This is a genomic window from Gorillibacterium sp. sgz306347 (assembly GCF_059735245.1).
The window spans coordinates 15375-34586 of record NZ_JCAPET010000024.1; the positions used below are offsets into that span (position 1 = coordinate 15375).

Below are 19212 nucleotides of genomic sequence, written 5' to 3' on the forward strand. Positions count from 1 at the left end.
CTCGTGATTATCCTTTGATGGCGCCGCCCATAATACCCTCCAGGACGCGCTTTTGCAGAAGAAGAAAATACAAAACCACCGGTGCGACCGCCATGACAAGCGCCGCCAGCGCCAGGTCCCACTGCTTCATGTACTCCCCGAACAGGGAGTTGATCGCCAGCTGGATCGTGTTCATCTTGGAATCGTGAAACATGATCAGCGGCACCATAAAATCGTTCCACAGCCAAAGCGTGTTCAGAATGAGGATCGAAGCCGTGATCGGCGCCAGCAGCGGAAAAACGATTTTCCAGAACAGACGCAGCTCGCCGCAGCCGTCAACGATCGCCGATTCCTCGATTTCGTATGGAATCGATTTGACAAACCCCCGGTACAGAAAGATTGTGTACGCCAGCCCGAGACCCGTGTAGACCAGCACGATTCCGCTCATTTTGTTGACCAGCCCGGCATTTCCAAGAAGCTTCACGAGCGGAATCATGATCGCCTGAAACGGCAGAGACATGGAGGCGAGAAACAGCACGGTGACAAATTTATTGAACCGGGTGTTCCGCCGGACGACGCGGTACGCCGTCATGGCCGAAAGCAGGGTGATCGTGAGGTTGCTGAACACCGTAATTTGCAGCGTGTTCCACAAAGCGCGGGGAAACCGCAGCACCTCCCACGCCTCCTTGTAATTTCCCCACTCAAAGGACACGGGCAGGGATGCCGCGCCTTTCAGAATATCCGGCGTTGTTTTGACCGAGTTGACCAGGACAAAATAGAACGGAGCAAGAAAAAGCAAAGCGACCGCGATCATCAGCACTTCCGTGGCAATAAGGCCGTAAGCAGATTTTTTCGTCGTCATGAGACCTTATCCTCCACCTTTTTCGTCAGGAACACCTGAAGCGAAGAAATGACGGCGACCGCCGCGAAAAACACCATCGCTTTTGCCGATCCGAGGCCGTAGTTGTTGTTCGTGAACGCCTCCGTGTAGATGTTCATCGTCACGGATTCGGTTGACCGGAACGGCCCGCCTGCGGTCAGCGAAAAGTTCAGGTCGAAGATGCGGAACGACCAGAGCAGCGTCAGGCACAGGCAAATCGACACCGTCGGCATAATCAGCGGGAGCACGATATGGCGCAGCTCCTGCCACTTGCTTGCTCCGTCCATCACCGCAGCTTCGCGGAGTTCCTTCGGAATACCCGTCAGCCCGGCAATATAAATGACCATCAGATAACCCGCCTGCTGCCAGACCGCCACCATGACGATGGCCCAGAAGGCGGTGGCTTCCGTTCCCAGCCAGCTCAGGTTAAAGAACAACCAGCCTGTCGCTTTTCCGATGGCGGCAAAGCCCCTTGTAAAGATAAAATTCCAAATAAAGCCAAGAAGCAGACCGCCCAGCACATTGGGCAGAAACAGCGCCGCCCGGAGCCCCATCCGCGTCCGCAAAGGATGAATGAGCGCATACCCGAGCGCAAAACCGAGCAGGTTGCACAGCAGCACGATCAGGAATGAAAGCTTTGCCGTAAACCAGAACGAAACGGCAAACTGCGAATCCACCATCGCCAGAAAGCGGTAGTTCGCGAGCCCGACCCAGTTGACCAATCGGGAAACGCCGTTCCAATCGGTAAACGAATAGTAGAGCCCCATGAATAGCGGAACGGCAACGATAAGCGTAAACACAAGCAGCGCCGGCCCGACAAAGACTACTTGACCCGTCCAATGGCGGATCGACCGTTTCCCCATTCTCCTCACCCCTTTCATGCTCTGTCTTCTACTTTGCATTCTAGCGGGAGCGGGCACGGCCGGACACCTACAATTCCGCGCAATTTGGTTAACTATTTTGTCATGAAGCTGTCATTTACTCGCAGAAACGGCTGGCAATACTTGTTCCCCCCCCACTTATGTGGTCACATTGCGAGGAATGTGATAGATTTAGTAACATAACCGTTTTTTTCAGAAAAGAGGAGCGTTCTTGCGTTTTCTGACGACCAGTATCCGCAACCGGCTGATTGTGCTTCTTTTGTCCGCTGTCGTCATTCCGACCGCTGTTTCGATTGTGATGACCGATGTGTTCACCAAGCAATCGCTAAAAGAACGTTTTGTAGAAGAAAACACTTCGCTTTTGTACCAGGGACGCCAGTTGATCGTCAGCCAAATGGACATTCTGAACCGCGCTTCCCTCGGCATCTACGCCAATTCCGCGCTTTACCGCCTTCTCGAAAAAAATAACGGAGCCCCCAGCTACAACGTCGAGCTGTATAACAAAGCCTATGCCCAGCTGCAATCCGTCTACGGCTCGGCCGACGGTATTTTCCGGGCCTCGCTGTACAGCGAGGCCGGCTCCGCCTACTTCGCCCTGCTGGATCAGGGCATCGTCAGCCGCGCCGTTCCGCCGGAAAGCCGGTTTCGCTACATGCCCAACCAGACGTACATCGAGCCGACGCACGCCACCAGCCGGCTGCATCTCGTCCACGGCGACCCGCTTCAATCCGAGCAGGTGTTTACCCTGTACCGTCCGGTCCAGCAGGTGCCGACCGACCGGCTGCTCGGCTATCTGGCCATTGACATCAAAACCGACTTCCTGCGCCGCCTGAGCACAAAGCTCTATCGGCAAGGGGAAGAAGCCTTTTATATCGTGGACGGTTCGGGCGTGGTTATCTACGCCTCGGATGAAACAATGAACGGGAGAGGCTTGGACGCGGAATGGCTCGCGGATGTGCTGGCTTCTCCCGCCGAAGCCGGCTCGCGAACGGTTCATTCGTCCGGGTTCGACGGAATGGTCATCTTTAATCGGGCAAAGACGGAATACATGAACTGGACGCTGGTAAAAACCGTCCCCGATACGGTCCTGTACGGCTATGCGACCCGGTTAACCTCGTTCAACTTCTGGCTGGCGGCCACTTTTCTCGCCCTGTCCATTACGGCCGTGCTGTGGGTCTGCATCCGGCTGACCCGACCGATCAAGCGGCTGACGCAGCATATCGCCCTGCTGCAAACGGGAGGGAAGCTGGAGCAGCCGCTCGCATTGTCCGGCCGGAACGACGAGTTCGGCGTGCTGGCCCGCCGGTTCCAGTCCCTGATGGATACGATCAATCATTACATCATCCGCGAATACCGGGCCGATCTGGCTGCCAAGTCCGTGCAGCTCAAAATGCTCCAGGCGCAGATCAACCCGCATTTCATCAACAATGCCCTGCAATCGATCGGGCACCTGGCGCTTACGCACAAGGACAAGGAGGTGTACCACCTGATCAGCGGCCTCGGCCAGATGATGCATTACAACATGGATGTGGAAGCGACGACCGTCACGCTGCGCGATGAAATGCTCCACATCGAACGCTATCTCGCCCTGCAGCGGCAGCGGTTCGGGGACGCCCTGCAGGTCCGGATCGATGCATCGCCGGCCGCGCTCGCGCTGGAAATTCCGAAAATGGTCCTCCAGCCGGTGATCGAGAACAGCTTTGAGCACGGCTTTTCGCTTGAGCCTGGGGAAAAACGGGTTGGCGTGAGGCTGCTTCTGGAGGACGGCAGGCTGGTCATTGAGGTGGCGGACAACGGACGGGGGCTTGCGGCGGATAACCGGGAGAAGCTGCTGAAAAGGCTGAACGAAAATCGCTTGTCGGCCGGAGAGCCGGGCGAACGGATCGGGCTGGCCAATGTGCTGCTCCGACTTCGGCTTCACTACGGAACGGAAGCCAGAATTGAGCTAGAGCCGGTCCAACCGTCCGGACTGCTCGTACGGCTGCAAATCCCCTTGATCCCGCAGAGAGGTGACACCGATGAAAGTGCTGATCGTTGACGACGAATATCATGTGCGGGAAACCATCCGGCTGCTGCCCGACTGGGAGGCGTTGGGCGTCGGGACGGTGCTGGATGCCGACAACGGCCTTACGGCCGCCAGGATCATTGAAGCGGAGCGGCCGCAGATTGTGCTGACCGATATGATGATGCCCGGCCGCGGCGGCGGCGAGCTGATGGACTGGATTCGCGGCTTCGATCCTTCCATTCAGCTGATCGCCATCAGCGCTCACCGGGATTTCGACCTGGTCCGCGTCACGATGAAGCACGGCGGCATCGATTATCTGCTGAAGCCGATCGAAGCGGGCATGCTGGGGGCCGCCATCGCCAAAGCGGTGCAGGCCTATGAGGAAAGCCGGATCAGCCGCAGCCTGCGGGAGCAGGCGGAAGCCATCCAGGAGGACGCCCGCACCTTCCGCGACCGGCGGCTGACCGATTACCTCGAGAATGAGCATCCGGGGGCGGCGGACGAAGCGCTGCTCGTGGACTTTCCGTTTCTCGGCGTATCTGGTCCCTGCCGCGCGGCCGTGTTGTACGCCCGCCGGACCGCCCGTCTCGTGGAGCCGTACGAGCAGTTGAAGTACAAGCGGCCCGGCGCGGAGGGCTTCGTGCTTTTCGAAGACCGGGACCATCCGAACGAGGTTATTTTGCTGGCGTGGGGAAACCGCGAGCTGACCGACGAGGCATTCGACCGCGTTCTGAGGAAGGTGGAGGGCACGGCCGGCCAGCCCGTCTACGCCGTCGGCATCGGCGGGAATACGGACGGCATGCGGCTGATCCGGCGTTCGCATCTGGAAGCGCGTCGGGCGCTCGGGGCCGTCAACCTGGTCGATCCGGCTGCGCGCATCGGCCGGTTCCGGGATCAGCCCGAAGGCGGTGCCGCCGCTTCGGGGCTGCAATTTCACGCGTACGAGGAGTGGTTTCGCGTGGCGCTGGCCGCTGGATCGGCGGCCGAGGTCGAGCGGGCGGCCGGCCGCTGGATCGAAGCCGTCGGCGAGCTTCCGGCCGTCACGCTGGAGGAGCTGCGGCACTGGTGCCGGGAAATCGACATCATGGCGTTGGCCTGGCTACGCAAGCACGAGCCGCTCCGGTACGCGGAGCTGCGCCATGATGCGGAGTATGTGCCGCCGCGCACGGCATTCGGCAAAGACGGGCGCTTCTCGCCCGGACAGTGGCAGCGTCGGCTGACCGAACGCCTTGGCCGCTTGCTCCAGCCAGGACCGGCGGAGGGGCGGACAAACGGCAGCCGCTTGATTGCCGCCGTCCGCCGGTACATCGAGGACAACTATCAGACCCGGCTGACGCTCGGAGAGCTGTCCCGGACGTTCTACATGAGCGGCGACTATCTCTCCCGGATGTTCAAGCAGCAGACCGGCTCCAACCTGGTCGATTATATCAACCGGGTCCGCACTGACAAAGCCGCCGGTCTGCTCGCCGCCACCGACCTGAAAATCGCCGATATCGCCCAACGGGTCGGCTACAACGACGAAAAATACTTCAGCAAAATGTTCAAGCGTTTTATCGGCAGCTCCCCTTCGCAATACAGGCGCAAGCCTTGATCCTCCGCTTCGGCAAATTTCGGATTTACAGGCTGAAGCGGTTCGGCTATCTTAGTAAAAGACATTCGGCTGCCGCAGTTATCTCTCACCGTAAGGCGGGCGTTATTTGCAATGGCTGGTTCTTTGCTGTATGCGGGGTTGATTTCGTTTGCATTTGTGCTGGTGCAAAAATGCGTCGGCGGTCTGGTACAGCCGGAGACTGGCGCGCGGATAAGGACCTTTTTCCAGTAACCCTCCATTTGTCCAATGGACACAACGCCAGAGGAGGCAAAAGAAAAAGCCGTTCCTTCGGCGAACTGACTGGACTTCCCAATCATTTTGCGAGAAAGGAATCGGCTTTTTTATCCAAGACGCACAGTTACTCTCTACGCTCCGAAATCCTGCAATAATGCAGGATTTTGACGAGCCTAACGAGCGTTGCCCGGAAATGCTGCGATTATGCAGGATAGTTTGGCGATTCGCGGCCAAACGGTGCCAAAAGGCGAATAATGATGCAGAAACGCAACAATCCCGGTTAAATCATTCGTTTGGGCTCTATATTAATGCATATTTGCATCATTCAATTCCTGAATCCCCTACCGGGCCTGGTTTGCAGCCGCATCCGGCGGGAAGAGAGGCTACGCTAATTCTTTTTGATCTCCAGCCCGCAAACGCTGAGCACGAATTCCACGAACATCGCGTTCGACCAGGAGAACCATTCCCGCGTATATTTCGCGGGGTCGTCCTTGTGGAAGCCTTCGTGCACCAGGTTGGTCCCGGCGTCCGTACGCTCGAACGTGTCCAGCAGCTCTTCTTTTTCCGCATCGTCGGCCGAGGTCATGCCCTGGAGCGACAGCGCGATGTGCCAGATGTAGTCCTGGGGCGTATGCGGACTGCCGATGCCCTTCGCAGCCGTTCCTTCATAATAGTACGGATTGCGCGGGCTGAGAATCATTTTGCGGGTGTTAAGGTAAAGCGGGTCATCCTTGGCGCAGTAGTCCAGATAAGGAAGCGACAGCAGGCTCGGCACGTTGGCGTCGTCCATCACATGTACGTTTCCAAGACCGTCGACCTCATAGGCGTAAACCGGTCCGAACTTCTCGTCCTGAATGACGCCGAACTCCCGGATGCCCCGCTCGATGTCCTCGCGCAGCGCAGCGACTTCGCGTCCAAACGCCTCGTCCCGGTAAAACGCGCCGTTGATCTCCTCCAGGTACCGCAGCGCCACGGCTGCAAACATGTTCGACGGAACGAGGTAGCCGTACACGCAGGCGTCGTCGCTCGGACGGAAGCCCGACCAGGTCATGCCGGTGTAGCCGACCTCGCTGCCTTTTCCTTCGCGCGGAAGCGTGTCGGTCGGCGGGCAGTTGTCGCGCTCGAAGGTATACGGCGATTTTTCCATATGATGCTGCTCGGTCCGCCAAGTCTTCAGCACAAGCTCGGCGGCTTCCTTGAAAACGGCGTCGAACTGGCGCGTCTGCCCCGTGTTCTTCCAATACAGGTATGCAAGCTGGATCGGGTAGCAAAGCGAGTCGATTTCGTATTTCCGTTCCCAGATCCAGCCGGTCAGCTCGGTCCGGTCGCTTTGGTGGCCTTTTCCGTTGTCGGATTCATTAAAAGCGTTGGCGTACGGATCGTGCAAAATGCCCCGCAGCTGCGATTTGAGCACGCCTTCGATCACGGCCTGGAGGTCCTTGTCCGCAGCGGCGGGCAGCAGATACGGCCGCAGCTGATTGACGGAATCGCGCAGCCACATGGCCGGGATGTCGCCGGTCAGCATAAAGACCGTTCCGTCCTCGTGCCGGCGGATCGTCGTTTCCAGCGTGTTTTGATAGCAGCTTTGAAACATTTGGACAATTTTCGGCCGATGCTTCATCTTCTCGGCCACAAGGGCCAGAATGTCGGCCTGGGTATAGCTCTGCGTCATCTGGTTGTCTCTCCTATGCTGGGGTTTGGGATAAAAACAAGCCGGAAGCTTGGAAAGCTTGGCTCCAACCGCTTATTTAGTCTGCGGCAGTCAACAAGGGTATTGTAGCAGATATCCGCCCGGTCGGCTTCCTTTTCGGCCTTTTGGCACCCCCCCTCTTCCTCCCGGAATGCAAAAAAACGGCAGCCTCCTCCCCCGGCGAAGGCGGAGAAAGCGCCGTTTTTCTTGACCTGACCGGCGTGGTACCGCGTCAGACCATGATTTTGCAGATGCTGTTGGTAAATTCAACCGGGTCCTGAATCGGCAGCCCTTCGATCAAAAGCGCCTGGTTGTACAGCAGGTTCGTGTACAGCCCCAGCTTCTCCTTATCCTGTGCATAAGCATCCTTCAAGGAGCGGAACACGTCGTGGTTCACGTTGATCTCCAGCACCTTGTCCGCTTTGACGCCCGGGCTGTCGGGCATCATGTTCAGGACTTTTTCCATTTCGATCGACAGCTCGCCTTCGGTGGACAGGCAGACCGGGTGGCTTTTCAGCCGCTTCGAGGCTTTGACCCCCGTTACTTTGTCGCCAAGCACGGCTTTCATCGCTTCAAACAGCTCCTTGTCCGCGCTGTCCTCGGCTTTGTTTTCATCTTTTTCGTCGGCCGCTTCGATGCCAAGGTCCGCACTCGACACCGATTTGAATTCCTTCTCCTTGTAATTCAGGATCATCTTGATCGCGAATTCGTCGACGTCGTCGGTGAAGTAAAGAATTTCATAGCCTTTGTCGGCGACCAGCTCGGTTTGCGGCAGCTTGTCGATCCGCTCGATGGATTCGCCGGCGGCGTAATAAATGTATTTTTGCTCCTCGGGCATCCGGGAGACGTATTCATCCAGCGAGACCAGCTTCTTCTCTTTGGAGGAGTAAAACAGCAGGAGGTCCTGCAGGTCTTCCTTGTGCGCGCCGTAATCGCTGTAAACGCCGTATTTCAGCTGGCGGCCGAAAGAGGCGTAGAACGTTTCGTACTTCTCGCGTTCGTTTTTCAGCAGCGTTTGCAGCTGGCTCTTGATCTTGCTCTTGATGTTCTTGGCGATCAGCTTCAGCTGGCGGTCATGCTGCAGCATCTCGCGGGAGATGTTGAGCGACAGGTCCTCGGAGTCGACCATCCCTTTGACGAAGCCGAAGTAATCGGGGAGCAGGTCCGCGCATTTCTCCATGATCAGGACGCCGCTGGAGTAAAGCTCCAAACCCTTTTCGTATTCCTTCGTGTAGTAGTCGAACGGCGTCTTTTCGGGAATAAACAAAATGGCGTTGTACACCACGGCCCCGTCCACGCTCAGGTGGATGTGCTTGAGCGGCTTGTCAAACCCGTACCGTTTCTCCGCGTAAAAGTTCTCGTAGTCCTGATCGGTCAGCTCGCTTTTGTTTTTGCGCCAGATCGGCACCATGCTGTTGACGGTTTGCTCTTCCGTATAGGTCTCGAACTCGCCTTCCGCGCCTTCCTTCGGACGGTGTCCGGTCACGTTCATTTTGATCGGATAACGGATGAAGTCGGAATATTTCTTGATGATGCTTTTCAGCCGGTATTCTTCCAGGAACTCGTCGTAATTTTCTTCCTCGGAGTTTTCCTTGATCTTCAGCGTGATCACGGTGCCCGGCTCGGCCTTCTCCGCCGCCGCGATGGTGTACCCGTCGGCTCCTGACGACTCCCATTTGAATGCTTCTTCGCTGTCATAGGCCCGGCTGACCACCGTCACCTTGTCGGCAACCATAAACGCCGAGTAAAAGCCGACGCCGAACTGGCCGATGATCGTGTGGCCGTCCTTTGCTTCGTTCTCGTTCTTGAAGGCGAGCGAGCCGCTCTTGGCGATGACGCCAAGGTTGTTCTCCAGCTCTTCCTTCGTCATGCCGATCCCGGTATCCGTAAGGGTGAGCGTCCGGTTCGGCTTGTCCGCTTCCACACGAATGTAATAGTCGTCTTTGTTGAACACGATCCGGTCGTCGGACAGCGCTTTGTAATAGATTTTGTCAATGGCATCGCTGGCGTTGCTGATCAGCTCCCGGAGGAAAATCTCCTTCTGGGTGTAAATCGAGTTGATCATCATTTCCAGCAGCCGTTTCGATTCCGCTTTAAACTGTTTTTTTGCCACGGGACGGTTCTCCTTTCGCAATTCGTTAGCACTCCCAAGTTCGGAGTGCTAACACTACTTCTTGTATATCACAATCGTTTTTTTGCTGTCAACTGCTGGATTGCGCACCGGGCCGCAGCCGGCCTCTCAGGCGACGCCCAGGCTGACAAGGAAGGGACGGCGGAGTTACACACAAACGACGGTCTGTTTCGTCTCAAAAGGTTCGCGTCAACTCGCCGGCCAGCTGCTTCCGAAGCCGCGCCGTCTTGTCCTTAACTCGGTGGATACGATGCGAGGAATGGAAATTTCCTGGGAAATCACACCGGGCGTTAAGCCTGCCGTTCCGTAAACTTCGGTCACAACACGGCTGCTGTCCCGCCGCCCCTTTCGTCTGGCGCGGTCGCCATTCAAGGAAAACGGTCGGCCAAAGCCGACCGCTTTAAACATCAAGCTGCTCTCGAAGTTCAATCCCTTTCGAAGCCGGTATCATTTATGGCCGTATAACGTTCCGCATGCAGCCGAAGCGCCAATTCCTCGATCCGCTCGCGCATGGCGAGCTTGTTTTTCCACTCGTCCGGGATGCCCGCTGCCGTATAGTAAGCCCCCGCGATCTGGCCATAGACTGCGCCCGTCGTATCCGCATCGTCGCCGAGGTTGACCGCCAGAAGCGCTCCCTCCGCAAAGCTCGCGGACTTGTGAAACGCCCACAACGCCGCTTCCAGCGACCGGACGACATAGCCGGAGCCTTGAATGGCAGGCGGCTCTTTGGTTTTGTACGAGCCGGCAAACACCTCGGCAACCGCAGGGGCAAGCTCCGCCGCAGGCAAAAGCCCGTCCAATGCCGCCGGATCAAGCAGGCGCTCCTTGTCCCAGTCGCGAACCGCCCCCACGAGAAGCGCCGCCTGCACCCGGCAGGCATCCAGGCATTCCGCCGCCGCATGGGTCGTCCGCGAGCTGTCGGCCGCCCGCTCTACGGCAAGCTTTGCGTCCTCGGCGTAGTACAGCGGCACCGGCGCCAGCCGCATGATCGGGCCGTTGCCGGCCGCCCGCGGATCGGGAAGGCCGGCATACGGCTCACCCGTCCGCTCGAACCGGTGCAGCGCCTCGCGCGTCGCGTTGCCGATGTCAAAGCATTCGCCGGTGCTGCTTAAATAGCCTTCCCGGTACCACCGGAGGTACCGCCGCATTTGGTCGAGCGGATCGAAGCCGCTTTGGGCAAGCAGGCTTTCCGCCAAGCAAAGCGCCATCGACGTATCGTCGGTCCACTGCCCCGGCTTCAGCCGAAACGCGCCCCCGCCCCGCATATCCGTTACCGGCTCAAACGTTCCCGGCCGGGAAAACTCCACCGCCGTGCCCAGCGCGTCTCCCGCCGCAAGCCCGAGCAGGCTGCCCAGATATCGCTCTCGGACGCTCGGGCCGTCCAAGCGGCTGCTCTGCCTGTCCGCCATGTTTTCCCCTCCCCTTTTCACCAAAACGGTCATGCTATTATTATATCGGCCGCGTTTTGCGGAAGCGAACTCCTCCGCCTTTTCGTCTCCCGTCCCCTAAGCTGTAATCGAAACTTGAAAGGAAAGGCGAAAACACGGCGGGATTTGACCATAACCGGCCTGTTTCGTGATCCAAGCATGACTTGAGCTAGCTCCACTTGAACTTAGTCGCCCGGCTTATTTGGCATGCGCAACCGAAAATGGAAAGCAGCATGATCCTACAAAACTGATTTCGCTCAATATCGAAACTATCGATCTGTTTTGCATAAAAAAGTCTGAAACGGAAAGCAGCCAGTCAACTTTTTTATCTTGAAACTCAATGGTTTGTAACTGATTTTCCCATGTATGTTTTGCTAGCTGCCCCACCTTAATGAACATCCGATATTCTTAGCAGTTCGCCAAGTTCGCCTAGCTCTTTTATATTTTTTTTAGCTAAGTCAATAGGAATGTCCTGCATGAGGACATAAGGAAGTTGTTTCGAGCCCTTCAGCAAATCAAACAGCCCCTTTTTTATTTGAAAGACCTCTTGAATTTTCTTTAGATCCAAAGCCCCGCCCCTAAGGGGATGGGTCAGAATCAGATCACAAAGCGGCCCGTTTTCCGTTTCCTCTTCTACTTCTAATAAATCTATGTTGAGTGCTCCGCTATGTATCCAATTCAAGAAATTCTTACTGACTACGGAGGCGAATTGCGGATTCATAACACCCGCATCTACTTGTAATAATTCCGTAGCATCCGTATCGGCCAGCATGAAATAGAACTTTCCTCCATCGTTGCTGCCGACCGCTACATACCCCTGAGCGTATTCGGAAACCTCATGGGTTTGATTTCTTTCCTTCAGCATATCAGTACCAAAAATGACGACTCCTTCGTTCGTTTCAAACCCGTTGGTGAACTTAAGTAGTTCCCGAAAGACTCCAGGGAATTTCAACCCCATTTCCCTCTCAACTTTGTTTATTTCATTTTCATCAACGGAAGGATAGAGATTGAAGTTCGATAAAGATTGCGGATTGATCATTTCAAGCCTCCTGGTCCATCAAAGATACGGTACGCTTCTCCAATTGCCTTTTCGATTCGTCTTTTTGCATGTCGTTACGCCGATAGAGTGGCAAGTGATTCATCTATTGTTAATTTTACCAATATTGACGGCGCGTTTGAACTGCAATCTTTGATCCCCTCTTGGCCCATTGTTTTGGCATTCATCTAGTATTGCAAAACGAGCCTTTACAAACCGATCTATTTTAGATGTAGCGCATCCTTGCGCAATTCTTCGATTTCTGTTTTTCCTCCCCCCACTCCAGCAAAATCCTAAAATCGTGCCCTATATCCCTGTAATCTGTGCCTATTTCCGCCCGAATCCCTTTGCATGCAGGTAAACCGCACCCAAGGGCGCGCAGGACGAACAAGGGAGGTTTATGACGGGTGAAAAAGCTTATTTCTAGAATTGATCTCGACTATAATAGAAAAAGGAGGGGGTTGCGTTGGATAAAAGCTTGCGGATTGGAATTCTGGTTGGCTCGCTGCTCGTGCTGCTTCTGCTGCCTTTTCTCACCACCATTTATTATCCGGTTTTTTACTTTGCGGTCGTGGCTCTGTTGTTTGTAGCCACGGTGTTATTTGTATGGCGGTACGACCGGATTCGGGAGCGGCGGCTCCAAAGCTGGGCGCGCCGGAAAAACAGCCGTTCCTTCGTCTGGAACGCGGCGCGGGAGAGTCTGTTCTACCTTTTTGTGTTGGTGGCGACCATTCTTTTCGGCCAGTTGGCGGGCAGCAACCGGACACCGCAAGCGATTGCGGAGCGCTTGAATCCGGGCGAGCTTATGGTGCTGGGCTTGTTTATTCTCACCGGCAGCTTGATTGGCGGAATCGCCGACTGGAAAAGCAAGCTCCGTCAATTGGAGAACGCTAAAGCGCCGTATGCCTGATACCGGAAAGCTTCTGCCAGACCTTTCCTATAACAAGTCCGTTGTTATCACAAGCCCGTCAAAGCACCGCGCTCCCACCGGGAAGACAACATTCACGATCTAATTGAACTCTGGAAACGCACGCGCTTTTGTACGCACATGAACAATCGCATAAAAAAGAGCGGCTTATGCCGCTCTCCGGCTGTCGGGGCTGTCCGACAGCTTTTTTGCAAGGAAGGCTTTGCAGCACAGGTTTTCCAGCGAAATAACAGGTTCCCGGTGAGCAAAAGAGCCAAGGGCATTCTATCTTTAACCGACGTGCCCTTTACCGACCCGGCTGACCCGCGTTTGAGCTCTAAGGACAGAAAGAGCAAGCTCCTATTCCTGCGATTATGCAGCATTATTCCCTCCCGGACGCCCGATTTGTGGAAAATGCTGCGATTGTGCATCATTTCGCTTCCACCTGGCCTACATTCGGGGGGAAACGAAGGAATATCCTGCATTTTCGCATCAAACGCTGAACGAGAGCCATCCGCCAACCGAGAATGCTGCACAATTGCAGGATTCTGCGAAAAATCAAAGGGACCAGAGAGGATCGATTGGAGCGAAACTACCTGCTAAACTCCCCGTCACTCCGGCCCGGCCGTTTTGACCACCTGCTTGCCGATGTTTTCGCCGTGAAACAGCCCAAGAAACGCTTTCGGGATGTTCTCGAACCCCTCCGTCACCGTCTCCCGCTGCTTCAGCTTGCCCTCCTTCAGCCACCCGCGCAGCTCCTTCACGCCTGATCGACGGAAACATAGAGCGTCTTGACGATCACCTCTCCGTCTCCTGCTTCGGGGAAAGGTGCTTCCTCCAACCGAAAATGCTCCTCGGACGGCATCCCCTCGGGTCTTCCGGCCAGCACAAACTGTCTGTTCTTCATTTATCCTTCCTCCTTTTCATTAAAAAAGGCTACGCAGCCCGGCAGCCTGCCGTTCTGCTTTCCCGAACGGCGCGCTTTGCCGAACCTCCGTAACCTCTTACCCGTTTGCCGCTCTCTTTGTCCTGCTGCGCCGGCCTTTTCCCGTCGTGGATTGGTTTCATCACGCCATTATGCCAGTCTCACTCTGCCGTTTCGCGACATTTGCCGCAATCCACTTTTCTTTTCCGGCCACGACCCGTCACTTTCTCTCCGCTAGCCTTAGCCTTCATCAAGCCCGGCCGGGTTATCCAGACGCTGCACGTTAAACAGCCGGGCATAGGAGCCGTCCCGCTCCATCAGCTCCCGGTGCGTGCCCCGCTCGGTAATTTGGCCGTCCTCGACGACCACGATCTGATCCGCGTGGGTGATCGTGGACAAGCGGTGGGCGACGATAATCGTCGTGCGGCCCTGGCTGAGCGTCCGCAGCGATTCCTGGATCAGCCGCTCGGACTCCAGGTCGAGCGCCGAGGTCGCCTCGTCGAGAATGAGAATACGCGGGTTTTTGAGAAACACGCGGGCGATGGCGATGCGCTGCTTCTGCCCGCCGGACAGCTTGACGCCGCGTTCCCCGATCTCGGTGTCGTACCCGTTTGGCAAAAGCTCGATAAAGCCGTCGGCGTTCGCCGCTTTTGCCGCGGCTTCCACCTCTTCGTCCGAAGCGCCCGGCTTCCCGAGCAAAATGTTGTCCTTCACGCTGCCGCTAAACAGCGTGTTGTCCTGCAGCACCATGCCGACCTGCTCCCTCAGGCTGCGGATCGTGAACGACCGGATGTCCTGCCCGTCGAGCCGGAGCACACCCTGCTGCGCTTCGTAAAACCGGGGAATGAGGCCGATCAGCGAAGACTTCCCGCCGCCGCTCATGCCGACAAGGGCGATCGTCTGCCCGGGATGAATGGTCAGATCAATGTCCCGCAGCACCCAATCGGAGGATGCATCATAACGGAAGCAGACCCGGTCGAATTCCACTTTGCCCGTCAGGCGCGAAGCCGATCTCGCGTCCGGTGCATCCGTAATGTCGTACGGCTCGTTCATCAGCTCCATGACCCGGTCCAGCGAGGCGCTTGCCTGCGTCAGCTCGGTGGACGAATTGACGAGACGGCGCAGCGGGGCGTAAAGCCGGTCCAGATAAGCGAAAAAGGCAACAAAAGCTCCCAGTGTTACATTCCCTTTTACAACCTGATACCCTCCGTATCCGATGACAAGGAGCGGCGCGATATCGGTCAGCGTATTGACGATGGCGTTCGTTGTCGCGTTCCACCGGGTATGGGCGAGCGCCCGTTCCAGGTAGCGGCCGTTGCGGCGGCCGAACTGGGCCTGCTCGTGCTTTTCCAGGGCAAAGCTTTTGATCACCGGCATCCCGGCGACGCGTTCGTACAAGTACCCCTGCATTTCGGCGAGTGCCTGCGAGCGGGCCTTGGTCAGCTGCCGCAGCCGTTTGTACAAGGTTTTCACCGACAGCGCATAAAAAGGGAACACCGCAATCGCCACCAGCGTCAGCTTGACGTCCATCGAGAACATGAATACCAGGGCGATGCTGAGCGTAAACATGTCCAGCCAGACGTTCATCATGCCGGTTTCGACCAGGCTTTTGGTCTGCTCCGCGTCATTGATCATCCGGGATATAACCTCGCCGGTCTTGTGGTTGTGGTAGTAGCGCAGCGAAAGCTTTTGAATGTGCCCGAACAGATGAGACCGCAGGTCGTACAAAATGCGGGAGGTGGTCAACTGGGCAAAATACTGCCGAAAATACTCCACCGGCGCGCGAATGACCACAAACAGCACAAACGCCGCCGCGAGCATCCGGAACAAATCGCGGATTTTTTCGTCGGGCGGCAGTTCGCCGGTCAGCAGGTTGTCCACCGTGTATTTCATCAGGAGCGGCAGGGTCAGCGGGATGCCGAATTTGACCATCCCGATCAGTACCGTCACGGTCACAAGCTTCCAGTACGGTTTGACAAACGCAAGATAGGCGCGGAACGGCTTTTGGGCAGGCCCGGGGGTTGAGTTGGTTTTGGTCAAGCCGGAATCACCGCCGTTTTCTTCTAAAAATAACCCGGCTCCCGGCCGTCAGCCCAAGGCCATGGCCTAGGCTGCGGCCGGAGCCGGGGAATGCGCAACGTTTGCCGCGACGGCACGCGGAGCCGGGGGAATGCGCAATGTTTGCCGAGACGCCAGCGGAGCCGGGGGAGCGCAACGTTTGCTGCGACGGCACGCGAGCCGGAGTGCTGCGCCATATGCCGGTAGGGAAGCCCGCCCCAGGTGCTGCGCTCCGCTGCCGTAACGGCAGCCAGAGCGGAGGGCGCAATCAACGCCTGCGCGGCATGGCGGGCTGTGTCAGCGCGACCGGTTCCATTCCTCCGTCCCGTATTTTGTGGCCACCAGCTCGGCCGCCAGCTCTTCCTCATAAGCCGAAAGCGGCTCCGGCACTAGAGGTGCGCCGAACGCTTCCTCGAAGCCGAGCCGGAACGCTTCCTCCGCCTCGGCGAGCGTCGCTTCGCGGCCGCCTTTGGCGCGGAGCGCTTCGTTGATCGCGACCGCTTTTTCTTCCACGATGCGCTTCCAGCGCTCCTTCGAGCGCCCTTCGGCAAACCGCAGCAGCTCGAACAGGAGATCCGTCTGCGCGTCCACGGGAATGGACCCGTGCTGCAAAACAACGCCGCGCGAGCGCACCTGCGCGCTGCCCGCGATCTTCCGTCCTTCCACCGTCAGCTCGTAGCGGGACGGGGAATCGAAGCAGGCCGCCGAGTGCGTCTGGCGGGCGGCGTGGGCTTCCCCGACCGCCATGTCATGCGCGCCGGCCATCTCCGCATCGAGCCCAAGGCGGCGGAAGCCGTACAGCAGCCCTTCGCTCAGCATGCGGTAGCCCTCCTGTACAAGCGCCGGCAGGCCGGGGTACGTTTCCGGCACGACCAGCGAATACGTTACCTCGCGGTCGTGCAGAACGGCCCGTCCGCCGGTCGGCCGCCGGACAAACCCGACGCCGTGCCGTTCCAAAGCGGCGAAATCGACTTCCTTTTCCGCCTTCTGAAAATACCCGACGGACAGCGTTCCCGGCCCCCAATTATAAAACCGCACCGTAGGAGGAATGCGTCCTTCGTGCTGCGCAATCATCATCGCTTCGTCAATGGCCATGTTCATGGCCCCGGAGCGCCGGCCCGTATGGACAAAACGCCAGGCGGGCACGGGCCCTTTTTTGCTCAATCCTTCCGTTCCGTTCAAGAAAAATAGCGCCTCCCCGCTTATTCCGTTACCGCCGCTTCGCGCCGGATTTTGGCATGCTCGGCCTGCTCGTGCGCATGGTACGAGCTGCGGACCAGCGGACCGGATTCGACGTGGGCGAAGCCGAGCTTCAGGCCTTCTTTTTTCAGCTCGGCAAATTCATCCGGCGTATAATAGCGCTGCACCGGAAGATGCTTGAGCGAAGGCTGCAAATACTGCCCGATGGTGATGATATCGACGCCCGCCGCACGGAGGTCGGCCAACGCTTCCACGAGCTCTTCCTTCGTTTCGCCGAGTCCGACCATGATGCCGGATTTCGTCGTTTGATTGGGACGGAGTTCCTTTGCCTGGCGCAGCACGCTGAGCGAACGGTCGTACTTCGCTTTGGCGCGCACCTTGTCGGACAACCGGGCCACGGTCTCCAGGTTATGGTTCAGGACATGCGGCTTCGCGTCGAGGACAATTTGCAGCCGGTCGGCTTCCCCGCCGAGGTCGGGAATCAGCACCTCGATGTTGGTCATCGGGTTCAGCTCGCGGACAGCGTTAATCGTGGCGGCAAACATCGAGGCGCCGTGGTCCTTCAGGTCGTCGCGCGCGACGGACGTGATGACCACATGCTTGAGGCCCATGTCGCGGACCGATTCGGCCACATGGCCCGGTTCCTCCAGGTCCAGCTCCGTCGGCAGGCCGCTTGTCACGGCGCAAAAGCGGCAAGCCCGGGTGCAGACGCTGCCCAGGATCATAAAGGTGGCCGTCCGCTGGCTCCAGCATTCGTAAATGTTCGGGCATTTCGCCTCTTCGCACACCGAATGCAGCTTGCGGCCGCGCATCATTTTTTTCAGTTCGTTGTATGTACCCCCGGTATCCAGCGAAATGCGGAGCCAATCCGGTTTTCTCTCCATTGTCTGACGCATGGTTCTCCTCCTTGAGATCGTTGTTGGATATTCCCGTTTGCTCTTTCGCAGCCCAACCATACCCAGACTGAGTTTCATTCTCCATTACATTGTAGTCGTACCGGGGAGCGGGTTCAAGTTTCGGGGAGAACGGAATTTCTTTCCTGATCCCCAACCCTCCTTTTTCAGCCGCATGCTCGTTCTGATTGCTTTTGCCGCGCTTTCTGCCGCGGTTTGCCTTGCCCCGTCCGTTTTGCGATAATGCACAGAGAGACATTTTTCCATCCAACATCGCTTAAAAAAGAGGTGCTCCCATGTCCGAATCATCCGAATCTCAGGTTTTGGTGTTCCTTGGTTCCTACGCCGAGCCGACCGAACCGTCCGTTCATGCGTGCCGCTTTGACGGGCAGACGGGCGAATTGACGCTATTGGAATCGATCACCGGCCTGCATAACCCGACCTTCCTGGCCGTAAATCCCGAAGCGCTGCGGCTGTACGCCATTCAGGAAGCAATCGGCCCCGACGGCAAAAAAGCCGGAGAAGCCGCCGCGTTCGCCATCGACCCGGCAAACGGCAAGCTGACGCCGGTCAACCACGCGCCGACGGTCGCTTCGCCCACCTGCCATGTCACACTGGATGCGACCAAACGGTTCCTGATCACCTCCAGCTATCACGGAGGCATGGTCGGCCTGTCGGCCGTCGGGGAAAACGGTGGCGTCGGCGAGCTGCTGGACGTGCATCAGCACGAAGGCGCAAGCATTCTGCCTGCGCAGACGCAGCCGCGCTGCCACTCGGCTTTTCTCGACAACAACAACCGCTTCGCCGTCGTCTCCGACCTCGGCGCGGACAAGATCGTCGTGTATCGGCTGGATACGGAAAACGGCAGGCTGGTGAAGCAGTCGGAGAACACGGTTGCGGCGGGCTCGGGGCCGCGCCATTTTGCCTTCCACCCGCAAAAGCCGTACGGCTACGTGATCAACGAGCTGAACAGCACGATCATCGCCTATGACTTCAACCCGGAAACCGGCGCCCTGACGGAAAAACAAACCGTCTCCACTCTGCCGGAGGGCTTCGACGGCGAAAGCTACACCGCCGACATTCACGTGTCGCCGGACGGCCGCTACGTATACGGCTCCAACCGCGGCCACGACAGCATCGCCGTGTTCGCCGTAAACGAAGCGGACGGGACACTCGCCCCGGTCGAGCACATCCCCACCGGCGGCGGACACCCGCGCAACTTCGCGCTGACGCCGGACGGCCGCTTCCTGCTCGCGGCCAACCGCGACGGCAACAACGTCGTCGTTTTCGCCCGCGATGCGGAAACCGGGCGGCTTGCCGCGACGGGACATGAGCTGTCCGTGGCGAAGCCGGTGTGCGTGAAGTTTTTGTAGGG

The 19212-nt window shown here is 57.6% G+C and carries 14 protein-coding genes and 1 pseudogene; 4 read left to right on the top strand and 11 right to left on the bottom strand.

The window, feature by feature from the left end; all coding sequences use genetic code 11:
• Positions 1 to 7: 7 nt before the first annotated feature.
• Together AC6I6H_RS13945 and AC6I6H_RS13950 are read right to left on the bottom strand one after the other, a co-directional pair.
• A complete protein-coding gene (locus AC6I6H_RS13945; protein WP_497954476.1) occupies positions 8 to 841 on the bottom strand; it encodes a carbohydrate ABC transporter permease in 834 nt (277 codons plus the stop codon).
• Entirely contained in the window at positions 838 to 1722 is an 885-nt protein-coding gene (locus AC6I6H_RS13950; protein ID WP_497954478.1) for a carbohydrate ABC transporter permease, read from the bottom strand. The genes AC6I6H_RS13945 and AC6I6H_RS13950 overlap by 4 nt, the downstream gene beginning before the upstream one ends.
• A 229-nt stretch (positions 1723 to 1951) precedes the next feature.
• Between AC6I6H_RS13950 and AC6I6H_RS13955 the strand changes: the two genes are divergently transcribed.
• Together AC6I6H_RS13955 and AC6I6H_RS13960 are read left to right on the top strand one after the other, a co-directional pair.
• Positions 1952 to 3778, top strand: a complete 1827-nt coding sequence (locus AC6I6H_RS13955; RefSeq protein WP_497954479.1) for a cache domain-containing sensor histidine kinase — start codon at positions 1952 to 1954, stop codon at positions 3776 to 3778.
• Positions 3759 to 5336, top strand: coding sequence for a helix-turn-helix domain-containing protein (locus AC6I6H_RS13960; protein WP_497954481.1), 1578 nt, complete (start codon positions 3759 to 3761; stop codon positions 5334 to 5336). Before AC6I6H_RS13955 ends, AC6I6H_RS13960 begins: the two co-directional genes overlap by 20 nt.
• A 622-nt stretch (positions 5337 to 5958) precedes the next feature.
• Here AC6I6H_RS13960 and AC6I6H_RS13965 read toward each other — a convergent pair.
• From AC6I6H_RS13965 to AC6I6H_RS13980, 4 genes are all read right to left on the bottom strand, one after another.
• Positions 5959 to 7242 carry a glycoside hydrolase family 125 protein gene (locus AC6I6H_RS13965; RefSeq protein WP_497954482.1) on the bottom strand — a complete coding sequence of 428 codons (1284 nt, stop codon included), beginning with the start codon at positions 7240 to 7242 and terminating at the stop codon, positions 5959 to 5961.
• A gap of 250 nt (positions 7243 to 7492) precedes the next feature.
• Positions 7493 to 9373, bottom strand: a complete 1881-nt coding sequence (htpG, locus tag AC6I6H_RS13970) for a molecular chaperone HtpG (protein ID WP_497954483.1) — start codon at positions 9371 to 9373, stop codon at positions 7493 to 7495.
• 443 nt (positions 9374 to 9816) lie between these two features.
• The gene (locus AC6I6H_RS13975; RefSeq protein ID WP_497954484.1) at positions 9817 to 10800 is read right to left on the bottom strand and encodes an ADP-ribosylglycohydrolase family protein; all 984 of its coding nucleotides are present in this window, start codon (positions 10798 to 10800) and stop codon (positions 9817 to 9819) included.
• Between the two features lie 406 nt (positions 10801 to 11206).
• The gene (locus AC6I6H_RS13980; RefSeq protein WP_497954485.1) at positions 11207 to 11857 is read right to left on the bottom strand and encodes an SMI1/KNR4 family protein; all 651 of its coding nucleotides are present in this window, start codon (positions 11855 to 11857) and stop codon (positions 11207 to 11209) included.
• A 463-nt stretch (positions 11858 to 12320) separates the two neighbouring features.
• Between AC6I6H_RS13980 and AC6I6H_RS13985 the strand changes: the two genes are divergently transcribed.
• A complete protein-coding gene (locus AC6I6H_RS13985; RefSeq protein ID WP_497954486.1) occupies positions 12321 to 12764 on the top strand; it encodes a hypothetical protein in 444 nt (147 codons plus the stop codon).
• Between the two features lie 608 nt (positions 12765 to 13372).
• Here AC6I6H_RS13985 and AC6I6H_RS13990 read toward each other — a convergent pair.
• The 5 genes and pseudogenes from AC6I6H_RS13990 to lipA form a co-directional block, all read right to left on the bottom strand.
• Positions 13373 to 13528, bottom strand: a pseudogene (locus tag AC6I6H_RS13990) (NADP-dependent oxidoreductase); the annotation flags it as partial.
• Positions 13522 to 13668: a hypothetical protein gene (locus AC6I6H_RS13995; RefSeq protein WP_497954487.1), complete on the bottom strand. Its 147-nt coding sequence runs from the start codon at positions 13666 to 13668 to the stop codon at positions 13522 to 13524. The gene AC6I6H_RS13995 and the pseudogene AC6I6H_RS13990, both read right to left, overlap by 7 nt.
• A gap of 258 nt (positions 13669 to 13926) precedes the next feature.
• Entirely contained in the window at positions 13927 to 15618 is a 1692-nt protein-coding gene (locus tag AC6I6H_RS14000) for an ABC transporter ATP-binding protein (RefSeq protein WP_497954516.1), read from the bottom strand.
• Positions 15619 to 16041: 423 nt separating this feature from the next.
• Positions 16042 to 16845 carry a lipoate--protein ligase family protein gene (locus tag AC6I6H_RS14005; protein ID WP_497954517.1) on the bottom strand — a complete coding sequence of 268 codons (804 nt, stop codon included), beginning with the start codon at positions 16843 to 16845 and terminating at the stop codon, positions 16042 to 16044.
• 101 nt (positions 16846 to 16946) lie between these two features.
• Entirely contained in the window at positions 16947 to 17900 is a 954-nt protein-coding gene (lipA, locus tag AC6I6H_RS14010) for a lipoyl synthase (RefSeq protein ID WP_497954518.1), read from the bottom strand.
• A gap of 233 nt (positions 17901 to 18133) precedes the next feature.
• Between lipA and AC6I6H_RS14015 the strand changes: the two genes are divergently transcribed.
• Entirely contained in the window at positions 18134 to 19210 is a 1077-nt protein-coding gene (locus tag AC6I6H_RS14015) for a lactonase family protein (protein WP_497954488.1), read from the top strand.
• Positions 19211 to 19212 lie beyond the last annotated feature (2 nt).

Bases quoted from the DNA above. Each gene is read 5' to 3' on its own strand.
- AC6I6H_RS14015 (WP_497954488.1), top strand. From the start codon at position 18,134: ATGTCCGAATCATCCGAATCTCAGGTTTTGGTGTTCCTTGGTTCCTAC.
- lipA (WP_497954518.1), bottom strand. From the start codon at position 17,900: ATGGTTGGGCTGCGAAAGAGCAAACGGGAATATCCAACAACGATCTCA.
- AC6I6H_RS14005 (WP_497954517.1), bottom strand. From the start codon at position 16,845: ATGAACATGGCCATTGACGAAGCGATGATGATTGCGCAGCACGAAGGA.
- AC6I6H_RS13960 (WP_497954481.1), top strand. From the start codon at position 3,759: ATGAAAGTGCTGATCGTTGACGACGAATATCATGTGCGGGAAACCATC.
- AC6I6H_RS13980 (WP_497954485.1), bottom strand. From the start codon at position 11,857: ATGATCAATCCGCAATCTTTATCGAACTTCAATCTCTATCCTTCCGTT.
- AC6I6H_RS13975 (WP_497954484.1), bottom strand. From the start codon at position 10,800: ATGGCGGACAGGCAGAGCAGCCGCTTGGACGGCCCGAGCGTCCGAGAG.
- AC6I6H_RS14000 (WP_497954516.1), bottom strand. From the start codon at position 15,618: ATGGTCAAATTCGGCATCCCGCTGACCCTGCCGCTCCTGATGAAATAC.
- AC6I6H_RS13945 (WP_497954476.1), bottom strand. From the start codon at position 841: ATGACGACGAAAAAATCTGCTTACGGCCTTATTGCCACGGAAGTGCTG.
- AC6I6H_RS13950 (WP_497954478.1), bottom strand. From the start codon at position 1,722: ATGGGGAAACGGTCGATCCGCCATTGGACGGGTCAAGTAGTCTTTGTC.
- AC6I6H_RS13995 (WP_497954487.1), bottom strand. From the start codon at position 13,668: ATGAAGAACAGACAGTTTGTGCTGGCCGGAAGACCCGAGGGGATGCCG.
- AC6I6H_RS13965 (WP_497954482.1), bottom strand. From the start codon at position 7,242: ATGACGCAGAGCTATACCCAGGCCGACATTCTGGCCCTTGTGGCCGAG.